Raw genomic sequence first — 24,448 nt, 5'->3', positions numbered from 1 at the left:
AACCGAGATGAACCAGTTTGATTCTGCGCTCCATCAGGGCACGCCGGGGGTTAGCGTGCTGGATAATCGTGGCCACGTTATACGGGAGTTACGGTATTATCGCCATCCAGATACACCGCAGGAAATTGCTGAGCGTATAGCTTTTCATCAATATGATAGTTATGGGTTTATTTCTCAAAGTATCGATCCGCGTCTGGCGGAAAGACGAAAGCAGGATAGTTCGGTTAAGCCGAATTTGTCTTACTTTACGGCCCTTAGCGGCGAAGTTTTGCGTACTGACGGCGTTGATGCAGGCACAATCTTTTCCCTGAATGATATTGCCGCTCGTCCTGCCATTAGCATTTCCGCCACCGGCGTGTCACATACCTGGCAATATGAAGGTGAAAATCGGCCGGGGCGGGTACTCAGTCGCAGTGAAAGGGAGAAAGATCGAGAAGAGCGAATTATTGAGCGCTTTTACTGGGCTGGCAGTGATGCATCGCAAAAAGCGAACAATCTGGCGGGGCAATGCTTACGCCATTATAACAGCGCCGGGCTGAATCAAACGCTGAGTATTGCGCTCACTGGCACGCCGATATCGGCGTGCTTTCAGCCACTGCTGGAGAGCGCAGAGCCGGAATGGCAGGGGACGAATGAATCGGCGTGGCTGGAATTATTGACGCCGGAAATTTTCACCACTTACAACCGCGCCGACGCCAATGGGGAAACCTTGGTACAAACGGACGCCATGGGGAATATCCAACGGTTGGCCTACGATGTAGCCGGTTTTCTTAAAAGCAGCTGGCTGAGTTTAAAGGGCGGGCAAGAGCAGATCATAGTCAAATCGTTGACCTATTCGGCCGCCGGACAAAAGCTGCAAGAAGAGCACGGTAACGGTGTGCTCACCACTTATAGCTATGAGGCGGAAACTCAGCGTTTAATCGGTATCAGAACCGAGCGTCCAGCGGGGCATTTATCGGGAGCCAGAGTGTTTCAGGATCTGCGTTATACCTACGATCCCGTAGGTAACGTGCTGCGTATTACCAATGACGCGGAAGCGACTCGTTTCTGGCGTAATCAGAAAGTGGTGCCAGAAAATACCTACATCTACGACACTTTGTACCAATTAGTCAGCGCCAACGGGCGCGAAATGGCAAACATTCCGCAACAGAGTAGCCAACTTCCCACACTGTCTCCGATTGATAACAATGCATATACCAATTACATCCGCAATTATCACTATGATTCTGCTGGTAATTTGATGCAAATTCGCCATACATCGGCCGCAGCCAATAATAGTTACACCACCAATATAACTGTTTCAAAATACAGCAATCGTGCGGTATTAAGCTCACTAACCGACGATGTCGATAAAGTGGAGGCGTTCTTTGACGCCGCGGGACGGCAGAACCAACTATTGCCTGGTCAAACGTTAAGCTGGAATGCTCGCGGTGAACTGGCGAAGGTCACGCCGGTTGCGCGCGATGGGCAGGAATCTGACAGTGAAACATACCGTTATGATGCTAATAGTCAGCGCGTTAGCAAAATGGCTATTCAGCAGTCCAATAACAATACCCAAACTCGGCGAGTGCTCTATCTGGCAGGTCTGGAACGAAGAACAATTCATCAAGGTAATACGTTGTTTGAAACGTTACTGGTGGTGAAAATTGGCGAAGCTGGCCGGGCGCAGGTACAGGCAATGCACTGGGAGCTTGGGCAACCTACTGAAGTGGCTAACGACGAACTGCGTTACAGTTACGATAATCTGATTGGCAGCAGTGGGTTAGAGGTGGATGGAACCGGGCAATTGATCAGTCAGGAGGAATATTACCCCTATGGTGGTACTGCCGTGTGGATGGCGCGCAGTCAACGAGAAGCGAGTGATAAAGCCTATGGCTATTCAGGCAAGGAACGGGACGCCACGGGGTTGTATTACTACGGTTTCCGCTACTATCAGCCGTGGGCTGGCCGCTGGCTGAGTGCCGATCCGGCGGGTACGATAGATGGGCTGAATCTATTTAGAATGGTCAGGAATAACCCGATTGTACTCCATGATCCTGACGGCTTGGCTCCGGGTTTTTTTGAGCGCATCAGTTCATTTCGGAAGAAAGACACATTAACGATTTCATCCCTCAAAGGAACCGGGCCGTTTTATACCCGTTCAGAAAGCGAGATTGACATCGATTTTCTGTTCTCCAGACAGGATAGGGATAAAGACTTTCCGCCACAGAACCACAAGGAACTTTCTGCGGAAGATCGTCGAGAGGTGTTAGAAGTTTCCTCAGGTGAGAATATCACATCATCCAATAAATCCTCTAAATGGTATGCAGGAACACATTGGGAAACTAAACCATTAAAAAATAATACTGATCTGGTGGTTCTTCACAACGGTGTGCAGGGTGCCGCAGGGATTAATATTAATCTGAATGATATAAAACCTGGCCGCTCCGTGCTGGTGACGGCTGGGACATTAACCGGATGTACGATGATTACCGGTGTTAAAGGGAATAATTTTTATGCTTTGCATGCCGGAACCGGAACCCCATCCGAAAATTGGGTAACCGGTGAACACGGAGTGACGGATAATTTCCGAATGCTGAATAAGTTAATTCCGGATGCCGGTATTGACCTGAATCCAGAAGCCGTGAATGACAGCTTATTAACGATATTGGATTATTTTGATAATGGAACTATCGCTTACAACGGTAAGAAAGGCAGTGAAATACATAGAGATGCAGATAATATTCTAAATTACCGAACCACAGGTTACGAAAATACCGTTGGTGTATCTTTCAGTCTATTAACAAAAGACAAAAATGGTGAGGTGTCGGCATCAACGTTATTAGAGCTTGGTGAGCTAAAACCGCATAAGAAACATAGAACAAGAGGCCAGTTTGGAATGACTGAACTGAAATACGAGGCCAGAAAGAATACCGTCGTTAAATTACGCTGAAGCACTAGCCTGCCTGATTTAATCATTTATTTAATAGGGCAGGCTATTTTTTCATCCTCACTATGTTGTTTTTATATTTTCAAACTGCGCTATCAAAAATAGCCATAAATAATATGGGGTGTCGAGCAACATTCTTTTAGTACGTAATCGTATAGTTCACATCTATCGAACGTATTCCCATTCATGTGCTCGTTTTTTTCATGTTTAACCAGGAGATATTTATGGACATACAGCTGTTTAGTAAAACCCCATCGGTCACGGTGTTTGATAACCGGGGCCTAAGCGTTCGCGATATCGCGTATCGCCGTCATCCTGATACACCTAAAGTGACGGAGGAATGTATCACCTATCATCAATTCGATTTTCGCGGTTTTCTGGCTCAAAGTTTAGATCCAAGACTAAATCATAAAGAGGTTACTAATTTTTCTTATCTAACTGATTTGAATGGAAATATCATATATACGCAAAGCGTTGATGCGGGTAACACGCTAGTTCTGAACGATACTGAAGGAAGATCCGTTATAGCGATGACCAATATTAGCAGAGGGGAGAATGGTAAGGACGACCTCAGTCTGGCCGTCACCCGAACCTTTCAGTATGAAAATGCCCCGTTGCCAGGCCGTCCACTGAGTGTAACCGAGCAGGTGAACGGCGAAAACGCGCGGATTACAGAGCATTTTGTGTATGCGGGCAATACGCCGCAGGAGAAGAATCTGAACCTCGCCGGGCAGTGCGTCAGTTATTATGATGCGGCCGGCCTGATACAGACAGACAGCGTGTCATTAACGGGTAAACCGTTATCGGTTAGCCGTAAGCTGCTGAAAAATTTGGATGATACGAACATCTTGGCCGATTGGCAGGGGAACGATACTTCCGCCTGGAATAGTCTGCTGGCGACAGAAATCTATACTACTGTGACTCGCACGGATGCGGCGGGTGCGGTGCTGACAACCATTGACGCAGTGGGCAATCAGCAACGCGTGGCGTTCGATATTGCGGGCCAACTGTCAGCGAGTTGGCTGACGCTAAAAGGAGGGCAGGAGCAGGTTATCATAAAGGTGTTGACGTACTCTGCCGCTGGACAGAAGCTTCGAGAGGAAGGCGGTAACGGTGTGGTAACCACTTATACTTACGAGGCGGAAACTCAGCGTTTGATCGGTATTAAAACCGAGCGTCCGAACGGCCATGCCGCCGGTGCGAAGGTGCTACAGGATTTACGTTATGAATACGATCCGGTAGGAAATGTTCTCAGCATCACTAATGACGCAGAGGAAACGCGTTTTTGGCGCAATCAAAAAGTGGTGCCTGAAAATGCCTACCGTTACGACAGCTTATATCAATTGGTCAGCGCCAGCGGACGGGAAGTGGCGGGAGCTGGCCAGCAAGGCAGTGATTTACCTTCCCCTCTCGTTCCTCTTCCCTCTGATTCTTCGGTATATACGAACTATACCCGCACTTATACCTATGATTCCGCCGGTAATCTAATGCGCATCAGACACAGTGCGCCCGCGACCAATAATAATTACACCCTAAACATCACCGTGAGTGAGCGTAGCAACCGTGGCGTAATGAGTTCGCTAACGGAAAACCCTGCTGATGTGGATGCGCTCTTTACCGCAAGTGGAAGCCAAAAGTGCCTACAGCAAGGGCAGAGCCTGATTTGGACACCGCGTGGTGAGTTACGCACTGTGCTTTTAGTGGCTCGCGGCGAAACGGCGGATGACAGTGAAAGCTACCGTTATGACGGCAGCAGCCAGCGTATTTTGAAAATCAGTTCGCAGCAAACGAATCACAGTGCGCGGGTGCAACGGGCGCTATATTTGCCGGGGTTGGAATGGCGAACTATGACTGGCGGCGTGGCGGAAGCGGAAAACTTACAGGTTATCTGCATAGGTGAGGCGGGGCGTGCTCAGGTGCGTGTACTACATTGGGAGAGCGGAAAACCAGATGGAATAATCAACGACCAGATACGCTGGAGCTACGATAACCTCACCTGTAGCAGCGGTCTGGAAGTGGATGGCGATGGGCTGGTCATCAGTATGGAAGAATATTATCCCTATGGCGGAACCGCCGTGTGGGCAGCACGGAGTCATATAGAAACGGCATATAAAACAGTCCGATACTCAGGCAAAGAACGGGATGCAACCGGGCTGTATTATTACGGTTTCCGCTACTATCAACCTTGGGCGGGTCGTTGGCTCTCCGCCGATCCTGCGGGTACGGTTGATGGGTTAAATCTGTATAGAATGGTGAGAAATAATCCACTGCGGCTCACCGATCCGGATGGAATGGCTCCATTAGATTGGCTGGATTTGGATACGACTAATGCGTCTAGGGATATTGTTAAGGCCATTTACCAACTAAACCAGATAGACGGGCCTCATAGAGGCGTTAGAGATACTTATCAACGTATGACTGAAAGTACCGGAATGATTTTACAGGAGACCTTAAATAATGAGGCGGTGCTAAAAGGTATAAAACAGAAAGACAAAGAAAAAAAATCAAGAGGAATGAAATTTACCAATTCAAAATTAAAAACCTACGCCGCTCATGCGGGTGTTTTAAATACGCTGCAACCGGATCCGGTTTATAAAGATGGTTTTCTGAATCTTCCCGGAAGCTTGGGTAATAAAAATACCTTTCCCGGTGTGGAACTGATTGAGGATAAAGTGAAACCGTCACTGAGTCAGTATCATCCTGATAAACTAGGTAAAAGTCAAAGATGGAAGCCAGAATCGAGCCTGGGGTATTACCGAGTCGCAGATACAGAAGCATTTATCACTGGCATCCGTAGCCAATATAAATCATCGGGAACAGATCTTCATGCGGTGGTTGAAGGGCGAATTCGGGATCATCTTTTAGCAAATAATAATGTTTTACCTAAAATGGCCGGGATCGCCGGTTTACATGCAGAAGTACAGGCGCTGAATTATATTATTTCTAATCCTGATATTGAAGGTGGAAACGCCGAAAGGCTCAACGGCAGTTATATCTTTACCCAAAGGCTGGTTGGGGATGTGAATCAAGATTTCCCCGCCTGCTATAACTGTTCCGGAATTATATCCGGTCTGGAAAACGTCATGACCGGACGAGTCAACAATGATGTAAGACTAAAGCGTCGAAAGTCATTTTAGACCAGCGCGCAACGTTGAAATAGGGCCTGATGTGATAGGCATTATTTTTTTTCAAATCTGAATACGTAAGTTATACCGCTCCCAATATTGGGAGCGTTTAATTTTCGGGTATTATTATTCCCCTAAAAATGTAACGACCGTTGATATTTCTGGCGGCATGAGGGAGGGGGTAAACGTTTTACGAAGTCACCCAAGGTTAAATGGTGTTTTATTTGATCGGCCAGAAGTATTGGCAACGAATAGGATTGGGGGAATTAGGTGATGATTCTTGTTGGGAGTCGCAGCCAGTCTTTTGAATCCAGTCCTGCCGACGATATTTATTTGTGAAAATACATCGTGATAGATTGGCCTAACCAGCAGGTACGGAAAATATTAAAATGTTGCCGTAAGGCAATGCGAGCAGATCCTACAATTATTAATATTGAAGCTGTTATCGGTTAAAATAATGGTTCTAATTTTTGGTGGAGCCAAACCGTCTTGCTATATTAGGTTTTATGATTTTATGATTTTATGATTTTATGATTTTATGATTTTATGATTTTATGATTTTATGATTTTATGATTTTATGGCCGTATTTCTTATCGCCAGGCGTTACCACGACCAATATTAATGAATTTCGTAAATTTAAGGTGCCTAAAATATGTTCATTAGTTATTTGCATTAAAAATAACTACTACAATTATAATCTCTCCTCACGGCAAAGTAGAGTTTATTCCCATCACTTCCCCGTAACCTTCAGTTACAACATTTGCGGAAAGTAAATAATTATATACCTCATGTCCATATTGGCCTACAAATTTGTAGAATGAAAAAAATCGGATATTCTCAGGTGGTCGTAAAATTGGTGTGGCCGACGTATATTGCCGATTTTTGAAAGTATATTTCGCTTAAAAACGTTAGCTTCTTTCATGTTTATTACGAAGTTCGGGTTTATATTTTGGCAAGACCACCGCTATAAATATCTGTCTATTCATCTCATAATTTTCTTAGCCTTTTTTCAGGTACATATTATGCCTTTATACCCTTTAGTTCCCAATAATCGTCAGGTTTCAATTGAAACACAGTTAATTGCAAATGCCACTACGCCGGAAGAGCGCACCGAGGTTAAAAATCTGTTTGCCCAGATAAAGATGCTGCACAATGTTCCAGAATCGCAGACGGTGGTGTCATCAGGCCGGCCAAGTCTAAAAAATGTCTTGTTGCATGGATTGTTGGCACAAGGCGGTATGCCGTTAACATCCGAGCGGGCCGCTCCTGTGCTGATCGCAGGACACGGAGCTAATCCTATAGCCCAAACGCTGGGGCAGGTTCGAAATTTACAGCGGGAAATCGCAACCACTCCCACTCTTCTAACCGAAGAAACAAAGCTGCGTATGCCACGCTATGCGGTATTTCCACCTAAAACAACGCCTCAACCGCCAGTTCTGGATGACGTCAAAATTGTTAAGATGTTTGATTTTTCCTGTATGAATAACGGCGAAAATCTGACTTTTGCACAAATACTACGTCAAATTGGTAAAACTTTGAGGCAGCCAATTACCATGATGACGGTTGAAAGTAAGAATATAGATAGCTGGAATAAAGGCCAAGGGTGCCCTACGAATCAGGAAATAGAGAAAGCGACCAATATTACCGAGAGGATTGATTCTATTACTTCTCAGCTTTTAACTTTATTGCCCGGTAGCCAGCCTTTGGCTATTGCTCAATATATTGTCGGACCTTTGCTGGAACACGCGGCTAATGATCTTGAAGGAAAGCCTACTTCGCCAGAAGAGGAACTGAATTTATTACAGCAAGTGACTCAGCAAGCCAAATTCAGCATAAGTGCCAGCACGCATAGTGAACAGCAACGCTTATATACCAGGCCAATATCTGAACCGAAACTACCACAGGTAGAGCTGCCAAAGTTCTATCTGAAGAATGGAGTTAACCATATTAAACTGGCGCTCAATGGCAAACTTCATGATGTTCCTCTCGTTGAGCATAAAGGGAAAAGTTTCGCTGTGTTGCCTAAAGGAAAAAATGGCGGAGAACGCCGGCAGCAAGTCTATTTCAGCTACCTTTCGCAGGAGTGGAAAACGACTGGCGATGGTAAATTCATTCGCTTTAGTAAATTAGATCAGCGTGTGGCACATGAACTCTCCCTTCATTCTCGCCATCGCCATAAAACTGCCGACGGCAACGCCAACGTTTACAGCGTACGTAATCCTGTTTCATCTCAGCCTCAACGATTGCAGGCCATTGAACTCTATGGTCGATTGGTGCCTTATCGCTACGATTTGGCCAGTCATGAGCAATTTGTTTACGATGCTAGGCAGCCAGAATCCACGGGTCATAAAGTAGAATATGCGAATCAAGAATGGCACATTAAAGCACCGGTCTCTCTGGACGTGGTGCCTGAAGTGTCTACGGCCATGGGTAAATATGATATTCAACCGCTGCAGTTGAATGAAGCGAAGCTTTCTGCGCCAAACCATTTCGGTATTCAACGTACCCGTAACGGAAAGCAGGTGATTAAGATTGATGGAAAGCATTATTCAATTTCTCAACAAGGAAAGCAGTTGCTACTGGGACATAGAAATAATATTCCTATCGAGCTGACATCAGGGGAAGGGAGTAAGGTAAAGCTGGCATTGGCGAATACAGGAACGGCGGGTAATAAGGCATTTAATCTGGTAGATCTGCCAATAATTGGTAAATCCTTGAAGGTTCAAATGGCTCGTAAGGTTATTACCAAATCCTTGCCAATTGCTAAAGCTAAAATTGAACTGACTCTTGAAGCCATGGATAAGCCCGAACTCAGAGAACAGGTGAAATTAGCGCAAAAAGCGTATTTTGGCAGAGAGTTTCCGCTTAAACCACAGAATGAAATTATACTACGTAAGACGTTGAGTCATATCAAAAATGACTTAGAGCGTATTAGCCATCGTAATTTCAGTTTCGACAGTCAGGTAGGAGAGACAAATACGGTGGCCGAGTTGTCAAAAGATCAATACCGTCAGTTGGGTAGAAATCCTAATAGCAAAATAATCAATGTAGGTCGCGACGGTTTTCACACCTATTACAAAATGATGGGAAAAAGTAAGCAAGCGGTGGCCGATGTACTCATTCATGAGTTGTCTCACGGTGCGCCAAACTCACTTGATTTTGTGTATATAGGTACTCGGCAGCAGACGAAAGTCGGCAACGTTGATGTGTTCGAACTGATTAATCTCGGAAATAACAATCTCAATAACCCAGATGCGGGTCAGGCACCGCAAAGTGTATATGCAGGAAGCGATCTCAAGGATTTCAATAGTATTAATACTTCGGGTTCAAAAGGTTTGAAGAATGCTGACTCCATTGCACAATATGTTTCCTTTTTGAGTAAAGCAGAACGAAATCCTGACGCTTTTAATCAGGATTATCAGTCTCTGCTAACGGCAGCGGAAAAATCCAATGACTTCCAGCAGCGTGTAGAAGAAAGCGTGCCAGTCAGCCGCAGCCGTCGCGCGGTAGAGTCGATTCATCAGCCGCCGTCTGGTCTTCTGTTAGCTATAGAAAGAGATTCTGGGCGCTATCACCTCTATCGACCACTGTAGTGTTAATCCGAATGGCTAAGGTTATAATGCTGTCATGACTTCTCGCCGGATAATACATCATACTTTCTTGTTTATCCGGCGATGCCAAAAAATAAAGAGCTAAAAGATGACATTATTTATGTGGCAGATAATGAAGATGTATTGCCGATATTCAATAGTAAAAATACCTGCATAGCTTGATAAAGTCGAAAGTTTGAATTTTCGTGAATTAATACGACGAGAAGTCAGAGCTTTGCGGAGTATTTAACCCTATCGTTCGGTCTTTTCATTGTGAAGATTGAAATTAGAATGATTCCAATATAAGAAATAAAAAATGAATGGGAAATAGCAGGATTACTCACTATGGCGAAATTTTATTAGTTGGCTGCCGAAAATACGGCAGCACAATGTTAACTGATTAGATAAGACAAAATAGACATATATTTAATGGTTAGGCCTCTGGCATGGCCGAAGAGTGATGTGTTGATATTTTCCACTCATTGCCGTCCCAGGCATAAGTAAAGGTATAACGTGCTGAAACCGTTGATTTATCGGAAAAGGTAAAGGTATAGGTGCCAGTATCAACGGCTTTATTGCAGCCAATACGTATGGTTCGGCTATCAATTTTGCCAACGGGTTTTTTCTCCAGGAAATGCTCAAAATAATCGATACGTTCTGCGTCTGTCAGGCGTACCTTATTCGAAACCGTGGGCAGTAATACCGCATCGCTTAAGTAATTACCTGCCACTTTCTTAGCATCTCCGGTCTGCAAAGAGTCATTCCATTTATCAAATAACCGTTCAATTTGTACCGATTCAACCTTAGTGCAATTGGGAGCCGTTGTAGCCAAAGCGGAACCAGAAATCAGCAGCAGTGAGCCGAATAAGCCAAGTGATTTTTTCATATTTATTCCTTTCTTCAGTTAGTTTTTCCTCCTGTCAGAAGTAACAGTAATAACCTGAGGAAACAACATGGTTTTAATATAGTTACATTTATTTACTATAATTTAGGTAACTATGTAATTTTATATATTGAAGTGAAATAACATACTGATTAATTTACAGGGTATGAGTAAAAAAACAGGAATAAAAAACCTAATTATTTTTATTTCCGCCCATAAAACTCTATTGACATCGAGTTTTATGGTTCATTATAAATATATTTCTGATTGCCATGCTAGAATTCAATTTGGTTCGGTTAATCAATTGAGTTGCAGATTAATCATCATGATAATTAATGATTATTTTATTTGTTATACTCAGCATTTATAGAATGGAATATATATCTTTATTGGGCAGGCTAATTTGATGAGGGGGGTATTTTAGAATAAGACTTGATTGATTTCTTATATCGCCATCCTGTTTTTGCACTCTCTACAACCGAGTTACCTAGAAATTATGAAAAAAGTCATTATTGCTACTATTTTGATGCTGTTTTCATTCAGTGCATTGGATCAGGATGCGGATGTCAATAATTCAGGCGATGTATTATCTACATCAACAACGGCGGAGATAATCAAGAAAGACTGTTCTGGAAAAACGCTAAAGCCGTGGCCAGTTTTGCTTGACCACGACAAGGGAGACCTATGACGATGACGGAAGCGCTTGTCTAAGCTAAAACTGTGATGATTGATAAGGTGGTGTGGGAGTAGATAAAATAATGCGGTGAGTATCGGGAGCATGGATATTCAAGCTGTTGGGAATTGTTGTCGATTTGTGTATCTTCTTACTTGGTTAACTCGCAGCGTAGTTCAAGGATGATTTATATGAGTTTTAAAAATTTCTCTGTTTTAATGGTGTTGTATTTCAGTTTTATTTTCTCTCTGAACGCTGGTACGAATATCAGCCATGATTGGCACTATGTTCCTCCGGAACCCGCTTCTTCTTTGGCAAAGAGCGATCGATCGTCGCTAGATGAAGCGCTGGATAATCAAAAGAATAGAAAAGCGCTGAAGTGGGAGCTTAAAGAGCGATATCGAACGTATTCCGAGCAGAAAATCGATCGGGTAACAGGAGAAGTGGCAGAGGAAAAACAAGGGATAGTGTTTGAATAAATTTATTGAGATGAGATTGGCTCAAAATTTCACGATGAATTTTATCTTATCTAACTATAAATTATAGGTTTTTTTCTGATCTACGGTGTTTTGGCAACCGTTCGCAAGTTTTTAGCTGTGAATACTATTTACCGAGGGGTTCATGACTTTGAGAGCCTACGATAAGTCTTAAAGTAACCCTTGTTTATTGTACGTATATGTTTTGCCACATATACTGCCTGTCGCTAACCGCCATTAGCTCATTATGGAAGAGCGTACGACCATTTCAGTTGTAGGTTCGGGGTTCGAGACCTCGATGGCGGACCAAATAAATAAGCAAACTGGGTTTAAGTCGATGACGGGTACCCCTGAGATGTCCAGTTTGCTTACTCAGATTGATTTACGGCCTATTTATGGATTATTACCAACGGCTGTTTAAACAGTGCTCCGAATATTCATGCGGTCATCGTATAATGGCTATTACCTCAGCCTTCCAAGCTGATGATGCGGGTTCGATTCCCGCTGACCGCTCCAGCTTTAAATACCACTTCAGCCGTTTAACGGCTCCACGCAATCGAGAAACGGTAGGCCGTTAAACTCTGTTCTGACATCAGAGCGACATCTTCTTTATCACGGTGATAATGATCGACGGCGATATCGCCAGTGGTATTTTCAAATGTTTTTCCGAGAATTCGTACAAATTTATCCCAAACTGAAGCTCCTTTCACATCGAGATTCCAGGCTTCTTCTACCTGATTGGCAGCAGACGCAGAGACCCATAAAAAATGATTTGGAAAAACTTTAGTTTTTTTTCTCCATTATTTTTATACCTTTTGGCTGTCATTTTTAGTATTACAAGAATGGAGGCTAAACTACGTGGGTATGATTAAAATCGTAAATCCGAACACTTTATTTTATGCGCTACTGTGTTCACTTATCTCTCTCGCAAAAAACAACCTGCACAGCCTGTTTTTGATGACGAAGTTTATTTGTTATATAGAGAAAAATAGTATGGGTGAGACGTTAAAGCGGTGCGAAAGTGTTTTTTGCGGGTGTTGTTAAATGCCTTAGGGATCGAATTAACCTTTTGGAGTATAAAGTTGGTGATGTTTTCTCTTCAGAACAAAATGAGCTTTGGCGTGGAATATTTCACGTAATGCCTTGCGTAAGATAATGATGGTTTTAGTGGAAAAAGGGCTGCTTGAAAAACATCATGGTTCCGGTATTTATATAAGAAAAAAATCTTCAGCCCAATGTTAATACGCTAAAAAATTTTTTGAGAATGCTCAGCAGGCGAGTAAAAGTTGTACCAATAAAGTGCTCTAGTTTATGGTGATAAAAGCCAATGCGGATATTGCTTCTCAGCTGAAAGTAAAAACGGGCGAGCAGGTTTATCACGCGATATTAAAACTATCGGCTCCGATCATAATCCGTCAACTGGCTGTGAAAGTGAGCGATCTCCGCTGCTATTTTTCATCATTGAAAATAGGAATGGCTTTCCCATGATCGATTATCTTAATTTTCTCCCTCCATGCCGGTTTTTCTGTTTTTAATCTATTCTCCTCTGTGTTTTTAATCCTGCTTTGATGGCAGGCTTAATCATTTTTAACCTGATTGCACTGATTAAAGGAAAAACAGCTTATTAAATGGGTTTTGTGCACAAATAAAGTGCGACGAGGTACAGGGTTAATCTTTTTTTGTATTTAAATTACTGATTTTTAAGCAAAATTATAATTGGCATTGTAATTGCTAAAACTATTTCATCTTGTATACCAGATGGGATACCAATCAATGCCTATATTAACTGTAGCGGAATGGGTCAGTTTTTATCATAAACAGCCTGAACGGCTGAACGCGGCGCTTCAGCACATGAGTAAAGAATGGCATAGCGATGATAATGCATGGATTTACTTGGCTAATGAGCAGGAAATTGGTTCGCAGGTCAATCGGCTGTTAAAGGAAATCAATTCCGGTGGAAAAAAGGCCAGTGATTTCCCCTTATTTGGCGTTCCCTTTGCGATAAAAGATAATATCGACGTTGCAGGTATGCCCACCAGCGCTGCTTGTCCCGCTTTTACTTATTTCCCCGAGGAGGACGCCACCGTAGTTACCCGCCTGAAAGCTGCAGGTGCGATAGCGATTGGAAAAACGAACCTCGATCAGTTCGCGACAGGATTGGTGGGAACCCGTTCCCCCTTTGGTACGGTTGCTAACGCTTTTAACGCGGACTATGTGAGCGGTGGTTCCAGTTCAGGCTCTGCCTCGGTGGTAGCTCGCGGTTTGGTCTGTTTTTCGTTAGGTACCGATACTGCTGGCTCTGGGCGTATTCCGGCTGGTTTCAACAATATCGTCGGGTTGAAGCCGACCAAAGGCTGGCTGTCTACGCGTGGTGTCGTCCCGGCCTGTCGGCTGAATGACTGTGTGTCTATTTTTGCTTTAAGCGTCGAAGATGCCTATTGCATTGCCGAACTGGCGGGAGGTTACGATCCGCTGGACGCCTATTCGCGCAGACATCCGCAAACTGCATCCGCTTGTTTCAACCCGATTCCGCGTTTTGCCGTGCCAGATAGACTGGAGTTTTTTGGCGACTTTCAGGCGGCAGTCGCATTTGACCGTTCGTTGACACGTTTAACCGAAATGGGGGCCGAGCTCGTTGCGATTGATTTCTCTGCGTTCCGGGCGTTGGCCGAACAGCTCTATCAAGGTGCCTGGGTAGCGGAGCGCACGCTGGCCGTTGGGGCGATTTTTCATGCGGAACCGGAAACCATGGATCCTCAGGTGCGCGCTATTGTCGCCAATGGCCTTAACTACAGTGCCTGCGATGCCTGGCAGGCGGAATATACTCGTGCGGAGCTGGCGTTACGCATCAATCAACAATTGAGTCACTTTGATGCGCTGGTTGTGCCGACGTCTCCCACCATTCGCACTCTTTCTGAAATAGCCGAACAGCCGGTGCGCTTCAACGCGCAGTTCGGCACTTACACTCATTTCGCTAATCTGGCGGATTTAAGCGCGCTGGCGTTGCCGGGATATTTTCGAGCCGATGGTCTCCCCGCCGGAATCACCTTGATCGCCCCAGCCTGGCAAGATCGGGCGCTGAGTCAGTTTGGCATTCTCTGGCAATCAGCGCTTTCGCAAAAAGTTGGTGCGATAGGGAAAGTGCTGGCCGCGGCTACGCCGCTAGCGGCCAGCTGTCACCATGTTCGCGTAGCGGTAGTGGGGGCGCATCTGCGCGGTCAGCCGCTCAATTCACAATTAACCCGTCGTGCGGCCACTTTTGTTGCAGAAACCCATACCGCCGCAGATTATCGCCTTTATGCCTTAGCCAATACTCAGCCTGCCAAGCCGGGGCTGGTGCGATCCCGTCATGGCCAGCGGATTGCGGTGGAGCTTTGGGATATTCCGCTGGCTCATTTTGGCGAATTTGTGGCGGAGATTCTGCCGCCTCTGGGGATAGGAACCCTTACGCTGGAAGATGGTTCCACGGCGAAGGGATTTATTTGCGAGCCTACGGCATTGAACGATGCCACGGATATCACTGCCTGGGGCGGCTGGAAAGCCTGGTTGGCCCGTGATCACCGAGCCTGAGGAGGCTATATGTTTAATTCGGTTTTAATTGCCAACCGTGGCGAAATAGCCGTTCGCGCGATTCGGACGCTAAAAAATATGGGAATAACCAGCGTGGCGGTGTATTCCGAGCCTGATGCTAATGCCCAGCACGTTATTGATGCGGATATTGCCGTGGCGTTGGGTGGGGACAAAGCCAGCGACAGCTATCTGGATATCGACAAAATCCTTGCGGCGGCCAGACAAAGTGGCGCTGAAGCGATTTTCCCCGGATATGGCTTTTTGTCTGAACGTGCCGAGTTTGCTCAGGCCTGCGAAGACGCTGGCATTGTCTTTATCGGCCCCACTGCGGAACACATTGCCAGCTTTGGTTTGAAACATCGTGCTCGCGCCTTGGCCGCTGCGGTCGCCATGCCGATGACGCCCGGAACCTCATTACTCGCAACCCTGCGGGAAGCGCAAAGGGCGGCTGAGGACATCGGATATCCGGTGATGCTAAAAACCACCGCAGGGGGCGGAGGAATCGGGCTGATGCGCTGCGATAACGAGGGGGTTCTGGTAGAGGCGTGGGATAGCGTTAAGCGTATGGGGCAGCAGTTTTTCAGCGACGATGGTGTGTTTATCGAGCGTTTTATCGACCGGGCTCGTCATCTGGAAGTGCAAATTTTTGGCGATGGAAAAGGCAGGGTGGTGGCATTGGGAGAGCGGGATTGCTCGCTCCAGCGACGGAATCAGAAAGTTGTTGAGGAAACTCCGGCACCGAATTTACCGCAGGCTACGCGGGAAGCGTTGTATGCCTCTGCCATTGCCTTGGGGGAATCTGTTAATTATCGCAGCGTAGGAACGGTGGAGTTTATTTACGATGCGGCCAGCGATGCGTTTTATTTTCTGGAAGTGAATACCCGGTTACAGGTAGAACATCCGGTGACAGAAAGCGTCACCGGGCTGGATTTGATTGAATGCATGCTGAAAATCGCGGCGGGCGACGCGCTGGATTGGGAACGCATGGTTCAGCCACCGCGCGGCGCATCCATTGAAGTACGTTTGTATGCCGAAGACGCGCTGAAAAATTTCCAGCCCGCGCCAGGCGTACTGACCGAAGTCTGTTTCCCCGAAAATGTGCGCGTTGATAGCTGGGTTAGCAGCGGAAGTGAAGTCAGCGTGTTCTACGATCCCATGATCGCCAAAATTATTGTCCACGGTCAGGATCGCCATCAGGCGCTGGAGCGGCTGGTAATTGCACTAAATACGACACGCTTGCATGGCATTCCGACCAATCTCGATTACCTGCGGCAGATTATCGGTCTTGCCGAATTTAAGGCTGGCGTGATGTGGACGCGTCTGCTGGATAGCGTGGTATACCAGGCTCACAGTATCGAAGTGTTGGAACCGGGTACCTGGAGCAGCGTGCAGGACTGTCCGGGGCGGTTGGGTTATTGGGATATCGGCGTACCGCCTTCTGGCCCGATGGATGATTTCGCTTTTCGTCTGGCCAATCGTATCGTCGGGAACCATCCATCATCGGCGGGAATGGAATTTACTCTGCAAGGCCCAACCCTGCGTTTTCATTGTGATGCCACCATCGCCTTGACCGGAGCCGACTGTCCAGCAGCGCTTGATGGTCGTGTCGTTCCCTATTGGCAGCCGCTGATCGTGAAAGCAGGGCAAATCCTGACGCTGGGGCGAGCCACTCGCGGCTGCCGTACTTATCTCGCGGTGCGTTACGGCCTGGATGTACCGGTCTATCTTGGTAGTCGCTCGACGTTTGCTCTGGGGCAGTTTGGTGGTCACGCCGGCCGTACCCTGCGCGTGGCGGACATACTGGCGATATCTCGGCCCGATCTGGCAGCCTGTACCACCCCTGCGCCGATTGCGCTGCCGCAAATACCGGAGCCAGCCCTGATCCCGCAGTACGGCGACTTGTGGGAGATTGGCGTGCTGAACGGGCCTCACGGTGCGCCAGATTTATTCACCGCCGCATCGATGGAAACCTTCTTTGCCAGCGAATGGCTGGTGCATTACAACTCAAATCGTTTAGGGGTGCGGCTGGTGGGGCCTAAGCCCGAATGGGCAAGAGCTGACGGTGGCGAAGCAGGGCTACATCCGTCCAATGTCCATGACTGCCAATATGCCATTGGTTCAGTGAATTTCACCGGTGATTTTCCGGTGATTTTGACTCAGGATGGCCCCAGTCTGGGGGGGTTTGTGTGTCCGGTGACCATTGCTAAAGCCGAACTGTGGAAAGTCGGGCAGGTTAAACCGGGCGACCGAATCCGTTTTCGCAGGGTGACGTTTGAGCAGGCGCAGTCTCTGGCGTCCGCGCAGGACGCGGCCTTGGCTGATTTACAGGCCATGTCGGCACCAGTCTCAACGGGAAAAGTATCACCCATTATTGAACCAATACATACGCGAAGTGCAGCGATACTGGCGGAATTACCGGCACACAATCAATGTCCTGCGGTGATTTATCGTCAGGCGGGCGATAACTACATTTTGATTGAATACGGCGATAACTTGCTAGATTTGGCGATGCGCCTGAGGATTTACCTGCTGATGCAGGCAATTACCCAAAGTGAAATAACGGGTATTGAAGAGTTGTCTCCGGGGGTACGTTCGCTCCAGGTGCGTTACGACAGTCAGCGTTTGACGCAAAGCCAATTAATGGCGCTGTTGCTGGGTTTGGAACAAACGTTGGAAGACGTCACTTCACTAAAAGTACCTTCCCGTATCGTGCATCTGCCTATGGCGTTTGAAGATAGTGCCACTCTGGCGGCCACCGAACGTTATCAACAAACCGTGCGGGCCGAAGCGCCGTGGTTGCCGAATAATGTTGATTTCATTCAACGTATCAATGGGTTATCCAGTCGTGAGAAAGTGAAGCAAATCCTGTTCGCCTCCAGCTATCTGATTCTGGGATTGGGAGATGTGTATCTCGGCGCCCCCTGCGCCGTTCCTCTTGATCCTCGTCATCGTTTACTCAGTTCCAAATATAACCCCGCGCGAACCTGGACGGCGGAAGGCGCCGTCGGTATCGGCGGGATGTATATGTGCATCTATGGCATAGATTCTCCCGGTGGCTATCAATTGGTTGGTCGTACGCTGCCTATCTGGAACAAATTCCTAAAAAATGAGCAATTTGGTGATGAACCCTGGCTGCTGAAATTCTTCGATCAGGTGCGTTTCTATCCGGTAACGGAAGAGGAACTCACCGCGTTTCGCCGCGCTTTTCGCGAGGGGCGAGCGCAGATACAAATTGAAGAGGTTGAATTCGATTTTGCCACTTATAGCCGATTTTTGATGGAAAACGCCGACGACATTGCGGCATTCCGCCAGCGTCAGCAGCAGGCATTCAACGGGGAAGTGGCTCACTGGCAGGCACAGGAAAGCGCAGCGGTCGAAAGCGCCATGCTGGCAGAGGCAGAGATAACCGAAGACCCGGATGGTCATTTGGTTAGCGCCGACCTGAACGGCAATATTTGGAAAATTCTGGTGGAACCGGGGCAATGGGTGAAGCAAGGAGAGCCGTTGATTGTCGTGGAGGCTATGAAGATGGAGCTGATGGTCGTCTCGCCCTACGACGGCACAGTGATGCGAATTCACTGCCAGCAAGGGCGGGCAGTCGAGCCGGGGGATGCGCTGCTGTGGCTGGATATTGCCAGTTGAAGATGCGTGTTATTGCCAAAATCGGAGACTCCAAATGATGTCGAACGCCAGAAATCAGCCACGGCCGGAAGGAATAGCTGAACGGGTTTACCGCTTACTGAAGCAGGAAATCTTCGATTTTCAGCTATTACCCGGCGATCGTTTTAGCGAAAACGAAGTGGCGGTGCGAATGAATGCCAGCCGGACGCCGGTACGTCAGGCGCTGTATGCGTTGGAACAAGAGGGCTACGTGGACGTTCAACCGCGCAGTGGATGGCAAATCAAAGCGGTGGATTTCGATTATCTGGAGGCGCTGTACGACCTGCGAATTGTGCTGGAGCTAGAGGCGGTGAAACGGCTGTGCGCCTTATCGTCGGCCGTTTGCCCGCCGCAGTTACAGCGCTTGACTGAATTCTGGATCGATGACCCACAGATGCCGAAAGGCAAAGATGTGGCGTCTCAGGATGAGGCTTTCCATATGACGCTACTGGATGCGGCGGGAAACCCTGAGATGGCGCGGGTTCATCGGGATATTACCGACAAGATTCGTATTGTGCGACGTCTGGATTTTACTCAGCGCTCGCGCATCAGTGCGACTTACGCCGAGCACGGTCAGATTCTGCTCGCTATTTTAAACCGCCAACTGCAAGAGGCGCAAAATCTGTTACACCGTCACATTTCCGTCAGTCAAAAAGAAGTTCGTCAAATCACGCTCCACATGCTGCATCAGGCGCGGCAGGAGAAATTGGGTTAATTACAGCTCTCAGCAGACTTTTCAGGGGGGACTGCTATGCAACATCGTATCTTTATTAAAGCGTTGGCGTTATCCGCATCGGTTATCAGTCTCGGGCTGGCTTTTAGCGCTCACGCCGTCGACACCATCAAAGTGGGAATTATGCATTCCTTGTCCGGCACCATGGCCATTTCCGAGACGCCACTGAAAGACGTGGCTTTAATGACCATTGACGAGATCAATGCCAAAGGCGGCGTATTGGGTAAGAAACTGGAGCCAGTCGTGGTGGATCCCGCCTCCAACTGGCCGCTGTTCGCGGAAAAAGCCCGCCAGTTGCTGGCTCAGGACAAAGTGGCCGTAGTCTTTGGTGCCTGGACGTCGGTGTCACGAAAGTCAGTTCTGCCGGTATTTGAAGAACTGAACGGACTGCTGTTCTATCCGGTGCAATACGAGGGGGAGGAAATGTCGCCAAACGTATTCTATACCGGCGCAGCGCCTAACCAACAGGCTATTCCCGGGGTGGAATACATGATGAGCGAAGACGGCGGCGCGGCAAAACGTTTCTTCCTATTGGGTACCGACTACGTTTATCCGCGCACAACCAACAAAATTCTACGCGCCTTCCTGCATGCTAAAGGCGTTCAGGACAAAGATATTGCCGAGGTGTATACCCCGTTTGGCTACAGCGACTATCAGACCATAGTTTCAGATATCAAAAAATTCTCCGCCGGTGGCAAAACCGCGGTTATTTCGACCATTAACGGCGACTCGAACGTGCCTTTTTATAAAGAGCTGGCTAATCAAGGGCTGAAGGCGACGGAGGTGCCGGTGGTGGCCTTCTCGGTTGGCGAAGAGGAACTGCGAGGAATTGATACCAGGCCTTTGGTGGGGAATTTGGCGGTGTGGAACTACTTTGAGTCGGTGGACAATCCGATCAATAAAGCCTTTGTGTCCCAATGGAAAGCCTATGCCAAGGCGCGTAAATTGCCCAATGCGAGCACCGCAGTGACTAACGATCCGATGGAGGCGACATACGTAGGTATCCATATGTGGGCGCAGGCGGTAGACAAAGCGGGCAGCACCGATGTGGATAAAGTCCGTGCGGCAATGGCAGGGCAAACCTTCAAGGCGCCGTCGGGCTTTACGCTCACCATGGATGCCGGTAACCATCATCTGCATAAACCGGTCATGATCGGTGAAATCGAAAGTAACGGTCAGTTCAACGTGGTGTGGCAGACGGATAAACCCGTGCGAGCTCAGCCGTGGAGCCCGTTCATTCCCGGTAACGATAAAAAACCAGATACGCCGGTAAAAACCCGCGCCCACTGATTTTGTCACCGCCAAACTCGTCCCTCCCACTGTGGGAGAGGGTTATCCTTTCAGGGAGAACATAACCATGACACCTGCTCACGTGTTCCGATGTCTATTTTTGGTCATCTGGCTACTGCCCTGTTGCGCTAAAGCGGGAGACAGCGAGGATTTTGCGGTGGCGAACCGTACCCAGCAGGCGAAATTACTGCAAAGTTGGGCTGCGGCACCGCAGAAGGTTCGCATTCCGTTGCTGAAGGCGTTAGTACAGGAAAAACTGGTGGTCGATCGGCATCAGCGGCCCTTTAGCGAAACGGGTACGGCTTTGATTCCACTTGGTGAAGCCAAAACGTCGGTGGGGGAAACCCAAAAAGTCCGTCTGACTAACCGCCTACGGGTATTGGCGAGGAGCGCGCTGGCAACTCATCAACTGATCAGTGACAGCGCCAATGACAGATTGAAAGCGGCGCTAGCCTTACAAAACCACGCCGATTCTGAATTATTGCCGCTATTGCAACAGCGTTTGCGTCTGGAAAGCGACGGCGGTGTGCGCGATGCGCTGGAGGCGGCGCTGGCTCGGTTGCAACTCGCCAGTCCGGATGCCGCAATACGACTCCATGCGGTAACTTTACTGGGATATTCCAGCGTTCCTTCTGCACAGGCATGGCTGGAACCTTTGGCTGATAAGCAGTGGGAAAGCGATCCGAAAGTGCGTGCCGCTGCCGCCGACAGCCTGACGAAAATACACTATCGGTTGAGGCTGGGAGATCTTCTCGGACAGGTCTTTATGGGGCTTTCGCTCGGCTCCATTCTACTGCTGGCTGCGTTGGGGCTGGCCATTACCTACGGTTTGTTGGGCGTGATTAATATGGCCCACGGCGAAATGCTCATGCTAGGAGCCTACTCGGCCTGGCTGGTTCAGGGGTTCTTTCAACAATTTGCGCCCCACTGGCTGGCATATTATCCGTTGGTGGCGCTACCCGTGGCTTTTGTGATTACCGGCGGTATTGGCATGGTGTTGGAGCGCACCATTATTCGTCATTTATACGGTCGTCCACTGGAAACCCTGTTAGCGACCTGGGGTATCAGCCTGATATTGATTCAGGCTGTACGGATGCTGTTCGGCGCTCAGAACCTCGAAGTGGCCAATCCGGCTTGGCTGTCCGGCGGGATTCAGGTATTGCCGAACTTGGTTCTGCCGCTGAACCGACTGGCGGTATTGGTTTTTGTCATGCTGGTTTTACTGTTCACCTGGCTGCTGCTGAACAAAACCCGATTGGGCATGAATGTGCGAGCGGTGACACAGAATCGTGCGATGGCGGCCTGCTGTGGCGTTGCCACCGGACGAATAGATATGCTCGCTTTTGGGCTAGGTTCAGGCATCGCGGGTTTGGGCGGCGTAGCGCTTTCGCAGTTGGGCAACGTCGGGCCTGAGCTGGGGCAGGGCTATATCATTGACTCGTTTCTGGTGGTGGTGCTCGGTGGCGTGGGGCAACTGGCGGGTAGTGCGGTAGCCGCATTTGGGCTCGGGTTTTTCAATAAAATTCTGGAACCGCAGATTGGCGCGGTGCTCGGGAAAATACTGATTCTGGTGCTGATCATTCTGTTTATTCAGAAGCGTCCACAGGGGCTGTTTGCCGTGAAAGGGAGGGTTATCGACTAATGAGACAGCCAATCATGTCCGCCATTGCCCGTAAAGCGCCGCGGAGTATCAAATTACTGGGCAGTTTGATGGTTTTACTCATGGTGGCACTGCCGTTACTCGCACTGTTACCGAATATTCACCCACTGAATATTTCTACTTATACCCTGATGCTGGTGGGCAAAATTCTTTGCTACGCCATAGTGGCAATTGCGCTGGATTTGGTTTGGGGTTATGCGGGATTACTGTCCCTTGGCCACGGTATTTTCTTCGCTCTGGGGGGGTATGCCATGGGAATGTATCTGATGCGACAGGCGGCGGGGGAGGAATTACCGGCGTTTATGTCCTTTCTTTCCTGGGATCACTTGCCGTGGTTTTGGTGGGGAACTCAGCATTTTGCCTGGGCGATGGCGCTGATTGTTTTGGTGCCGGGATTACTGGCATTGGTTTTCGGATTCTTTGCCTTTCGCTCGAAAATCAAAGGCGTTTATTTCTCTATCATGACTCAGGCGCTGACCTACGCGGGCATGTTATTGTTTTTTCGCAATGAGACAGGTTTCGGGGGGAATAACGGGTTCACCGGGTTTACCACCTTACTCGGAATGCCAATCACCGCAACGGGCACCCGCATTGGGTTGTTTATTGCCACGGTATTGCTGTTGGTCGGCAGTTTAGGCATCGGTTTTATGCTGGCTCGCAGTAAGTATGGTCGGGTATTAACGGCGGTGCGTGATGCAGAGAATCGCCTGATATTTTGTGGTTACGATCCCCGAGGTTTCAAGCTGCTGGTGTGGACGCTTTCGGCAGTGCTATGTGGCCTGGCTGGTGCGCTTTACGTGCCACAGGTGGGCATCATTAATCCCAGTGAAATGTCACCCACTCATTCCATTGAAGCGGCGATTTGGGTTGCCTTGGGCGGGCGCGGCACGCTGATTGGCCCGGTTATCGGCGCAGGGTTGGTCAATGGAGCCAAAAGCTATTTCACCATGGCGGTACCTGAGTATTGGCAGTTATTCCTCGGTTTTATCTTTATCGCCGTCACGTTGTTTTTACCGCGCGGCGTGATGGGGTTATTCCGTAAAGGAGACAAATAATGCAACCCGACGAACCGCTGTTTACCCGCCAGCATTTGGCCGATCGCTATCGTGAGCAAACGGACCCGATTCTACAGCTGGAAAATATTAACGTCAGTTTTGATGGTTTTAAGGCCTTGACCAATTTGTCCCTCAACATTGGCGTGGGGGAGTTACGCTGCGTCATTGGCCCGAACGGCGCGGGGAAAACCACGCTTATGGATGTGATTAGCGGTCAAACCAAGCCTCAAAGCGGGCGTGCTTTTTACGATCAGTCTACCGATTTGACGAGTCTTGAACCGATAGATATTGCGCAAAAAGGTATCGGCCGCAAATTTCAGAAACCCACGGTGTTTGAGGCGCTGACGGTGTTTGAAAATCTGGAAATTGCACAGAAAAGCGATAAGTCGGTGTGGGCCTGCTTGCAGGCAAAACTCAGTGGCGAACAGCGGGATAGGATCGACGAAATGTTAATCACGCTGCGGCTATCCAGGGAGCGCATGCAACTGGCTGGTTTGTTATCTCATGGTCAAAAGCAGTTTCTGGAAATCGGCATGCTGTTGGTGCAAGAACCGCATTTATTGCTATTGGATGAACCGGTCGCCGGAATGACGGATGCAGAAACCGAATATACCGCAGAGCTGTTTCGCTCCCTGGCTGGGAAGCACTCATTGATGGTGGTGGAACACGACATGGGATTTGTGGAAAACATCGCCGATCATGTCACCGTGCTACATCAAGGGCAGGTTCTGGCTGAAGGTTCCCTGCGAGAAGTTCAGGCCAATGAACAGGTTATAGATGTTTATCTGGGGCGCTAAGGAGCA

Annotated in this window: 13 protein-coding genes, 2 tRNA genes and 2 pseudogenes; 15 read left to right on the top strand and 2 right to left on the bottom strand. The window is 48.1% G+C overall.

The window, feature by feature from the left end:
• Positions 1 to 7 precede the first annotated feature (7 nt).
• The 4 genes and pseudogenes from yenC1 (at position 8) to DBA33_RS08565 (ending at position 9,648) form a co-directional block, all read left to right on the top strand.
• The gene (gene yenC1 / locus DBA33_RS08580) at positions 8 to 2,932 is read left to right on the top strand and encodes an insecticidal toxin complex toxin subunit YenC1 (RefSeq protein WP_120806227.1); all 2,925 of its coding nucleotides are present in this window, start codon (positions 8 to 10) and stop codon (positions 2,930 to 2,932) included.
• Positions 2,933 to 3,153: 221 nt separating this feature from the next.
• Positions 3,154 to 5,220: pseudogene (gene yenC2 / locus DBA33_RS08575) on the top strand (insecticidal toxin complex toxin subunit YenC2); the annotation flags it as partial.
• Positions 5,221 to 6,066: a YwqJ-related putative deaminase gene (locus tag DBA33_RS21250; protein WP_306423377.1), complete on the top strand. Its 846-nt coding sequence runs from the start codon at positions 5,221 to 5,223 to the stop codon at positions 6,064 to 6,066. It abuts the pseudogene before it with no gap.
• Positions 6,067 to 6,975: 909 nt separating this feature from the next.
• Positions 6,976 to 9,648 carry a hypothetical protein gene (locus DBA33_RS08565; RefSeq protein WP_162975187.1) on the top strand — a complete coding sequence of 891 codons (2,673 nt, stop codon included), beginning with the start codon at positions 6,976 to 6,978 and terminating at the stop codon, positions 9,646 to 9,648.
• A gap of 430 nt (positions 9,649 to 10,078) precedes the next feature.
• On the opposite strand, the gene DBA33_RS08560 is transcribed toward DBA33_RS08565, so the two are convergent.
• Positions 10,079 to 10,531: an SgcJ/EcaC family oxidoreductase gene (locus DBA33_RS08560; RefSeq protein ID WP_064513237.1), complete on the bottom strand. Its 453-nt coding sequence runs from the start codon at positions 10,529 to 10,531 to the stop codon at positions 10,079 to 10,081.
• 493 nt (positions 10,532 to 11,024) lie between these two features.
• Here DBA33_RS08560 and DBA33_RS08555 point away from each other — a divergent pair, with 493 nt between their 5' ends.
• From DBA33_RS08555 to DBA33_RS08540, 4 genes are all read left to right on the top strand, one after another.
• Positions 11,025 to 11,216 (top strand): hypothetical protein, encoded by a 192-nt coding sequence (locus tag DBA33_RS08555; RefSeq protein WP_064513239.1) that lies wholly within the window; start codon positions 11,025 to 11,027, stop codon positions 11,214 to 11,216.
• Between the two features lie 176 nt (positions 11,217 to 11,392).
• The gene (locus DBA33_RS08550; RefSeq protein WP_064513242.1) at positions 11,393 to 11,680 is read left to right on the top strand and encodes a hypothetical protein; all 288 of its coding nucleotides are present in this window, start codon (positions 11,393 to 11,395) and stop codon (positions 11,678 to 11,680) included.
• 228 nt (positions 11,681 to 11,908) lie between these two features.
• Positions 11,909 to 11,986 (top strand) — tRNA-OTHER (locus tag DBA33_RS08545).
• 132 nt (positions 11,987 to 12,118) lie between these two features.
• Positions 12,119 to 12,193: transfer RNA gene (locus tag DBA33_RS08540), tRNA-Gly, on the top strand.
• 26 nt (positions 12,194 to 12,219) lie between these two features.
• On the opposite strand, the pseudogene DBA33_RS08535 reads toward DBA33_RS08540, so the two are convergent.
• Positions 12,220 to 12,456: pseudogene (locus DBA33_RS08535) on the bottom strand (family 1 glycosylhydrolase); the annotation flags it as partial.
• 994 nt (positions 12,457 to 13,450) lie between these two features.
• Between DBA33_RS08535 and atzF the strand changes: the two are divergent.
• The 7 genes from atzF (at position 13,451) to urtD (ending at position 24,442) form a co-directional block, all read left to right on the top strand.
• Positions 13,451 to 15,247: an allophanate hydrolase gene (gene atzF / locus DBA33_RS08530; protein WP_120806222.1), complete on the top strand. Its 1,797-nt coding sequence runs from the start codon at positions 13,451 to 13,453 to the stop codon at positions 15,245 to 15,247.
• Positions 15,248 to 15,256: 9 nt separating this feature from the next.
• A complete protein-coding gene (uca, locus tag DBA33_RS08525) occupies positions 15,257 to 18,889 on the top strand; it encodes an urea carboxylase (protein WP_120806220.1) in 3,633 nt (1,210 codons plus the stop codon).
• Positions 18,890 to 18,923: 34 nt separating this feature from the next.
• A complete protein-coding gene (locus DBA33_RS08520; protein ID WP_064513247.1) occupies positions 18,924 to 19,622 on the top strand; it encodes a GntR family transcriptional regulator in 699 nt (232 codons plus the stop codon).
• Between the two features lie 36 nt (positions 19,623 to 19,658).
• A complete protein-coding gene (gene urtA, locus DBA33_RS08515; RefSeq protein ID WP_064513249.1) occupies positions 19,659 to 20,930 on the top strand; it encodes an urea ABC transporter substrate-binding protein in 1,272 nt (423 codons plus the stop codon).
• Positions 20,931 to 20,997: 67 nt separating this feature from the next.
• A complete protein-coding gene (gene urtB / locus DBA33_RS08510; protein ID WP_120806218.1) occupies positions 20,998 to 22,572 on the top strand; it encodes an urea ABC transporter permease subunit UrtB in 1,575 nt (524 codons plus the stop codon).
• Positions 22,572 to 23,645 (top strand): urea ABC transporter permease subunit UrtC, encoded by a 1,074-nt coding sequence (gene urtC / locus DBA33_RS08505; RefSeq protein WP_120806216.1) that lies wholly within the window; start codon positions 22,572 to 22,574, stop codon positions 23,643 to 23,645. Before urtB ends, urtC begins: the two co-directional genes overlap by 1 nt.
• The gene (gene urtD, locus DBA33_RS08500; protein ID WP_064513256.1) at positions 23,645 to 24,442 is read left to right on the top strand and encodes an urea ABC transporter ATP-binding protein UrtD; all 798 of its coding nucleotides are present in this window, start codon (positions 23,645 to 23,647) and stop codon (positions 24,440 to 24,442) included. The genes urtC and urtD overlap by 1 nt, the downstream gene beginning before the upstream one ends.
• The last annotated feature ends 6 nt before the right edge of the window (positions 24,443 to 24,448 follow it).

It is taken from the genome of Yersinia sp. IP36721, from assembly GCF_003634395.1.
In the GTDB taxonomy this organism is placed as follows: domain Bacteria; phylum Pseudomonadota; class Gammaproteobacteria; order Enterobacterales; family Enterobacteriaceae; genus Yersinia; species Yersinia entomophaga.
The sequence above is the reverse complement of the archived record's forward strand: the minus strand, read 5'-3'. Positions and strand labels throughout refer to the sequence as shown.

Coding starts and splice junctions, on each gene's coding strand:
- yenC1 (WP_120806227.1), top strand. CDS start 8: ATGAACCAGTTTGATTCTGCGCTCCATCAGGGCACGCCGGGGGTTAGC.
- DBA33_RS21250 (WP_306423377.1), top strand. CDS start 5,221: ATGGCTCCATTAGATTGGCTGGATTTGGATACGACTAATGCGTCTAGG.
- DBA33_RS08565 (WP_162975187.1), top strand. CDS start 6,976: ATGTTTATTACGAAGTTCGGGTTTATATTTTGGCAAGACCACCGCTAT.
- DBA33_RS08560 (WP_064513237.1), bottom strand. CDS start 10,531: ATGAAAAAATCACTTGGCTTATTCGGCTCACTGCTGCTGATTTCTGGT.
- DBA33_RS08555 (WP_064513239.1), top strand. CDS start 11,025: ATGAAAAAAGTCATTATTGCTACTATTTTGATGCTGTTTTCATTCAGT.
- DBA33_RS08550 (WP_064513242.1), top strand. CDS start 11,393: ATGAGTTTTAAAAATTTCTCTGTTTTAATGGTGTTGTATTTCAGTTTT.
- atzF (WP_120806222.1), top strand. CDS start 13,451: ATGCCTATATTAACTGTAGCGGAATGGGTCAGTTTTTATCATAAACAG.
- uca (WP_120806220.1), top strand. CDS start 15,257: ATGTTTAATTCGGTTTTAATTGCCAACCGTGGCGAAATAGCCGTTCGC.
- DBA33_RS08520 (WP_064513247.1), top strand. CDS start 18,924: ATGATGTCGAACGCCAGAAATCAGCCACGGCCGGAAGGAATAGCTGAA.
- urtA (WP_064513249.1), top strand. CDS start 19,659: ATGCAACATCGTATCTTTATTAAAGCGTTGGCGTTATCCGCATCGGTT.
- urtB (WP_120806218.1), top strand. CDS start 20,998: ATGACACCTGCTCACGTGTTCCGATGTCTATTTTTGGTCATCTGGCTA.
- urtC (WP_120806216.1), top strand. CDS start 22,572: ATGAGACAGCCAATCATGTCCGCCATTGCCCGTAAAGCGCCGCGGAGT.
- urtD (WP_064513256.1), top strand. CDS start 23,645: ATGCAACCCGACGAACCGCTGTTTACCCGCCAGCATTTGGCCGATCGC.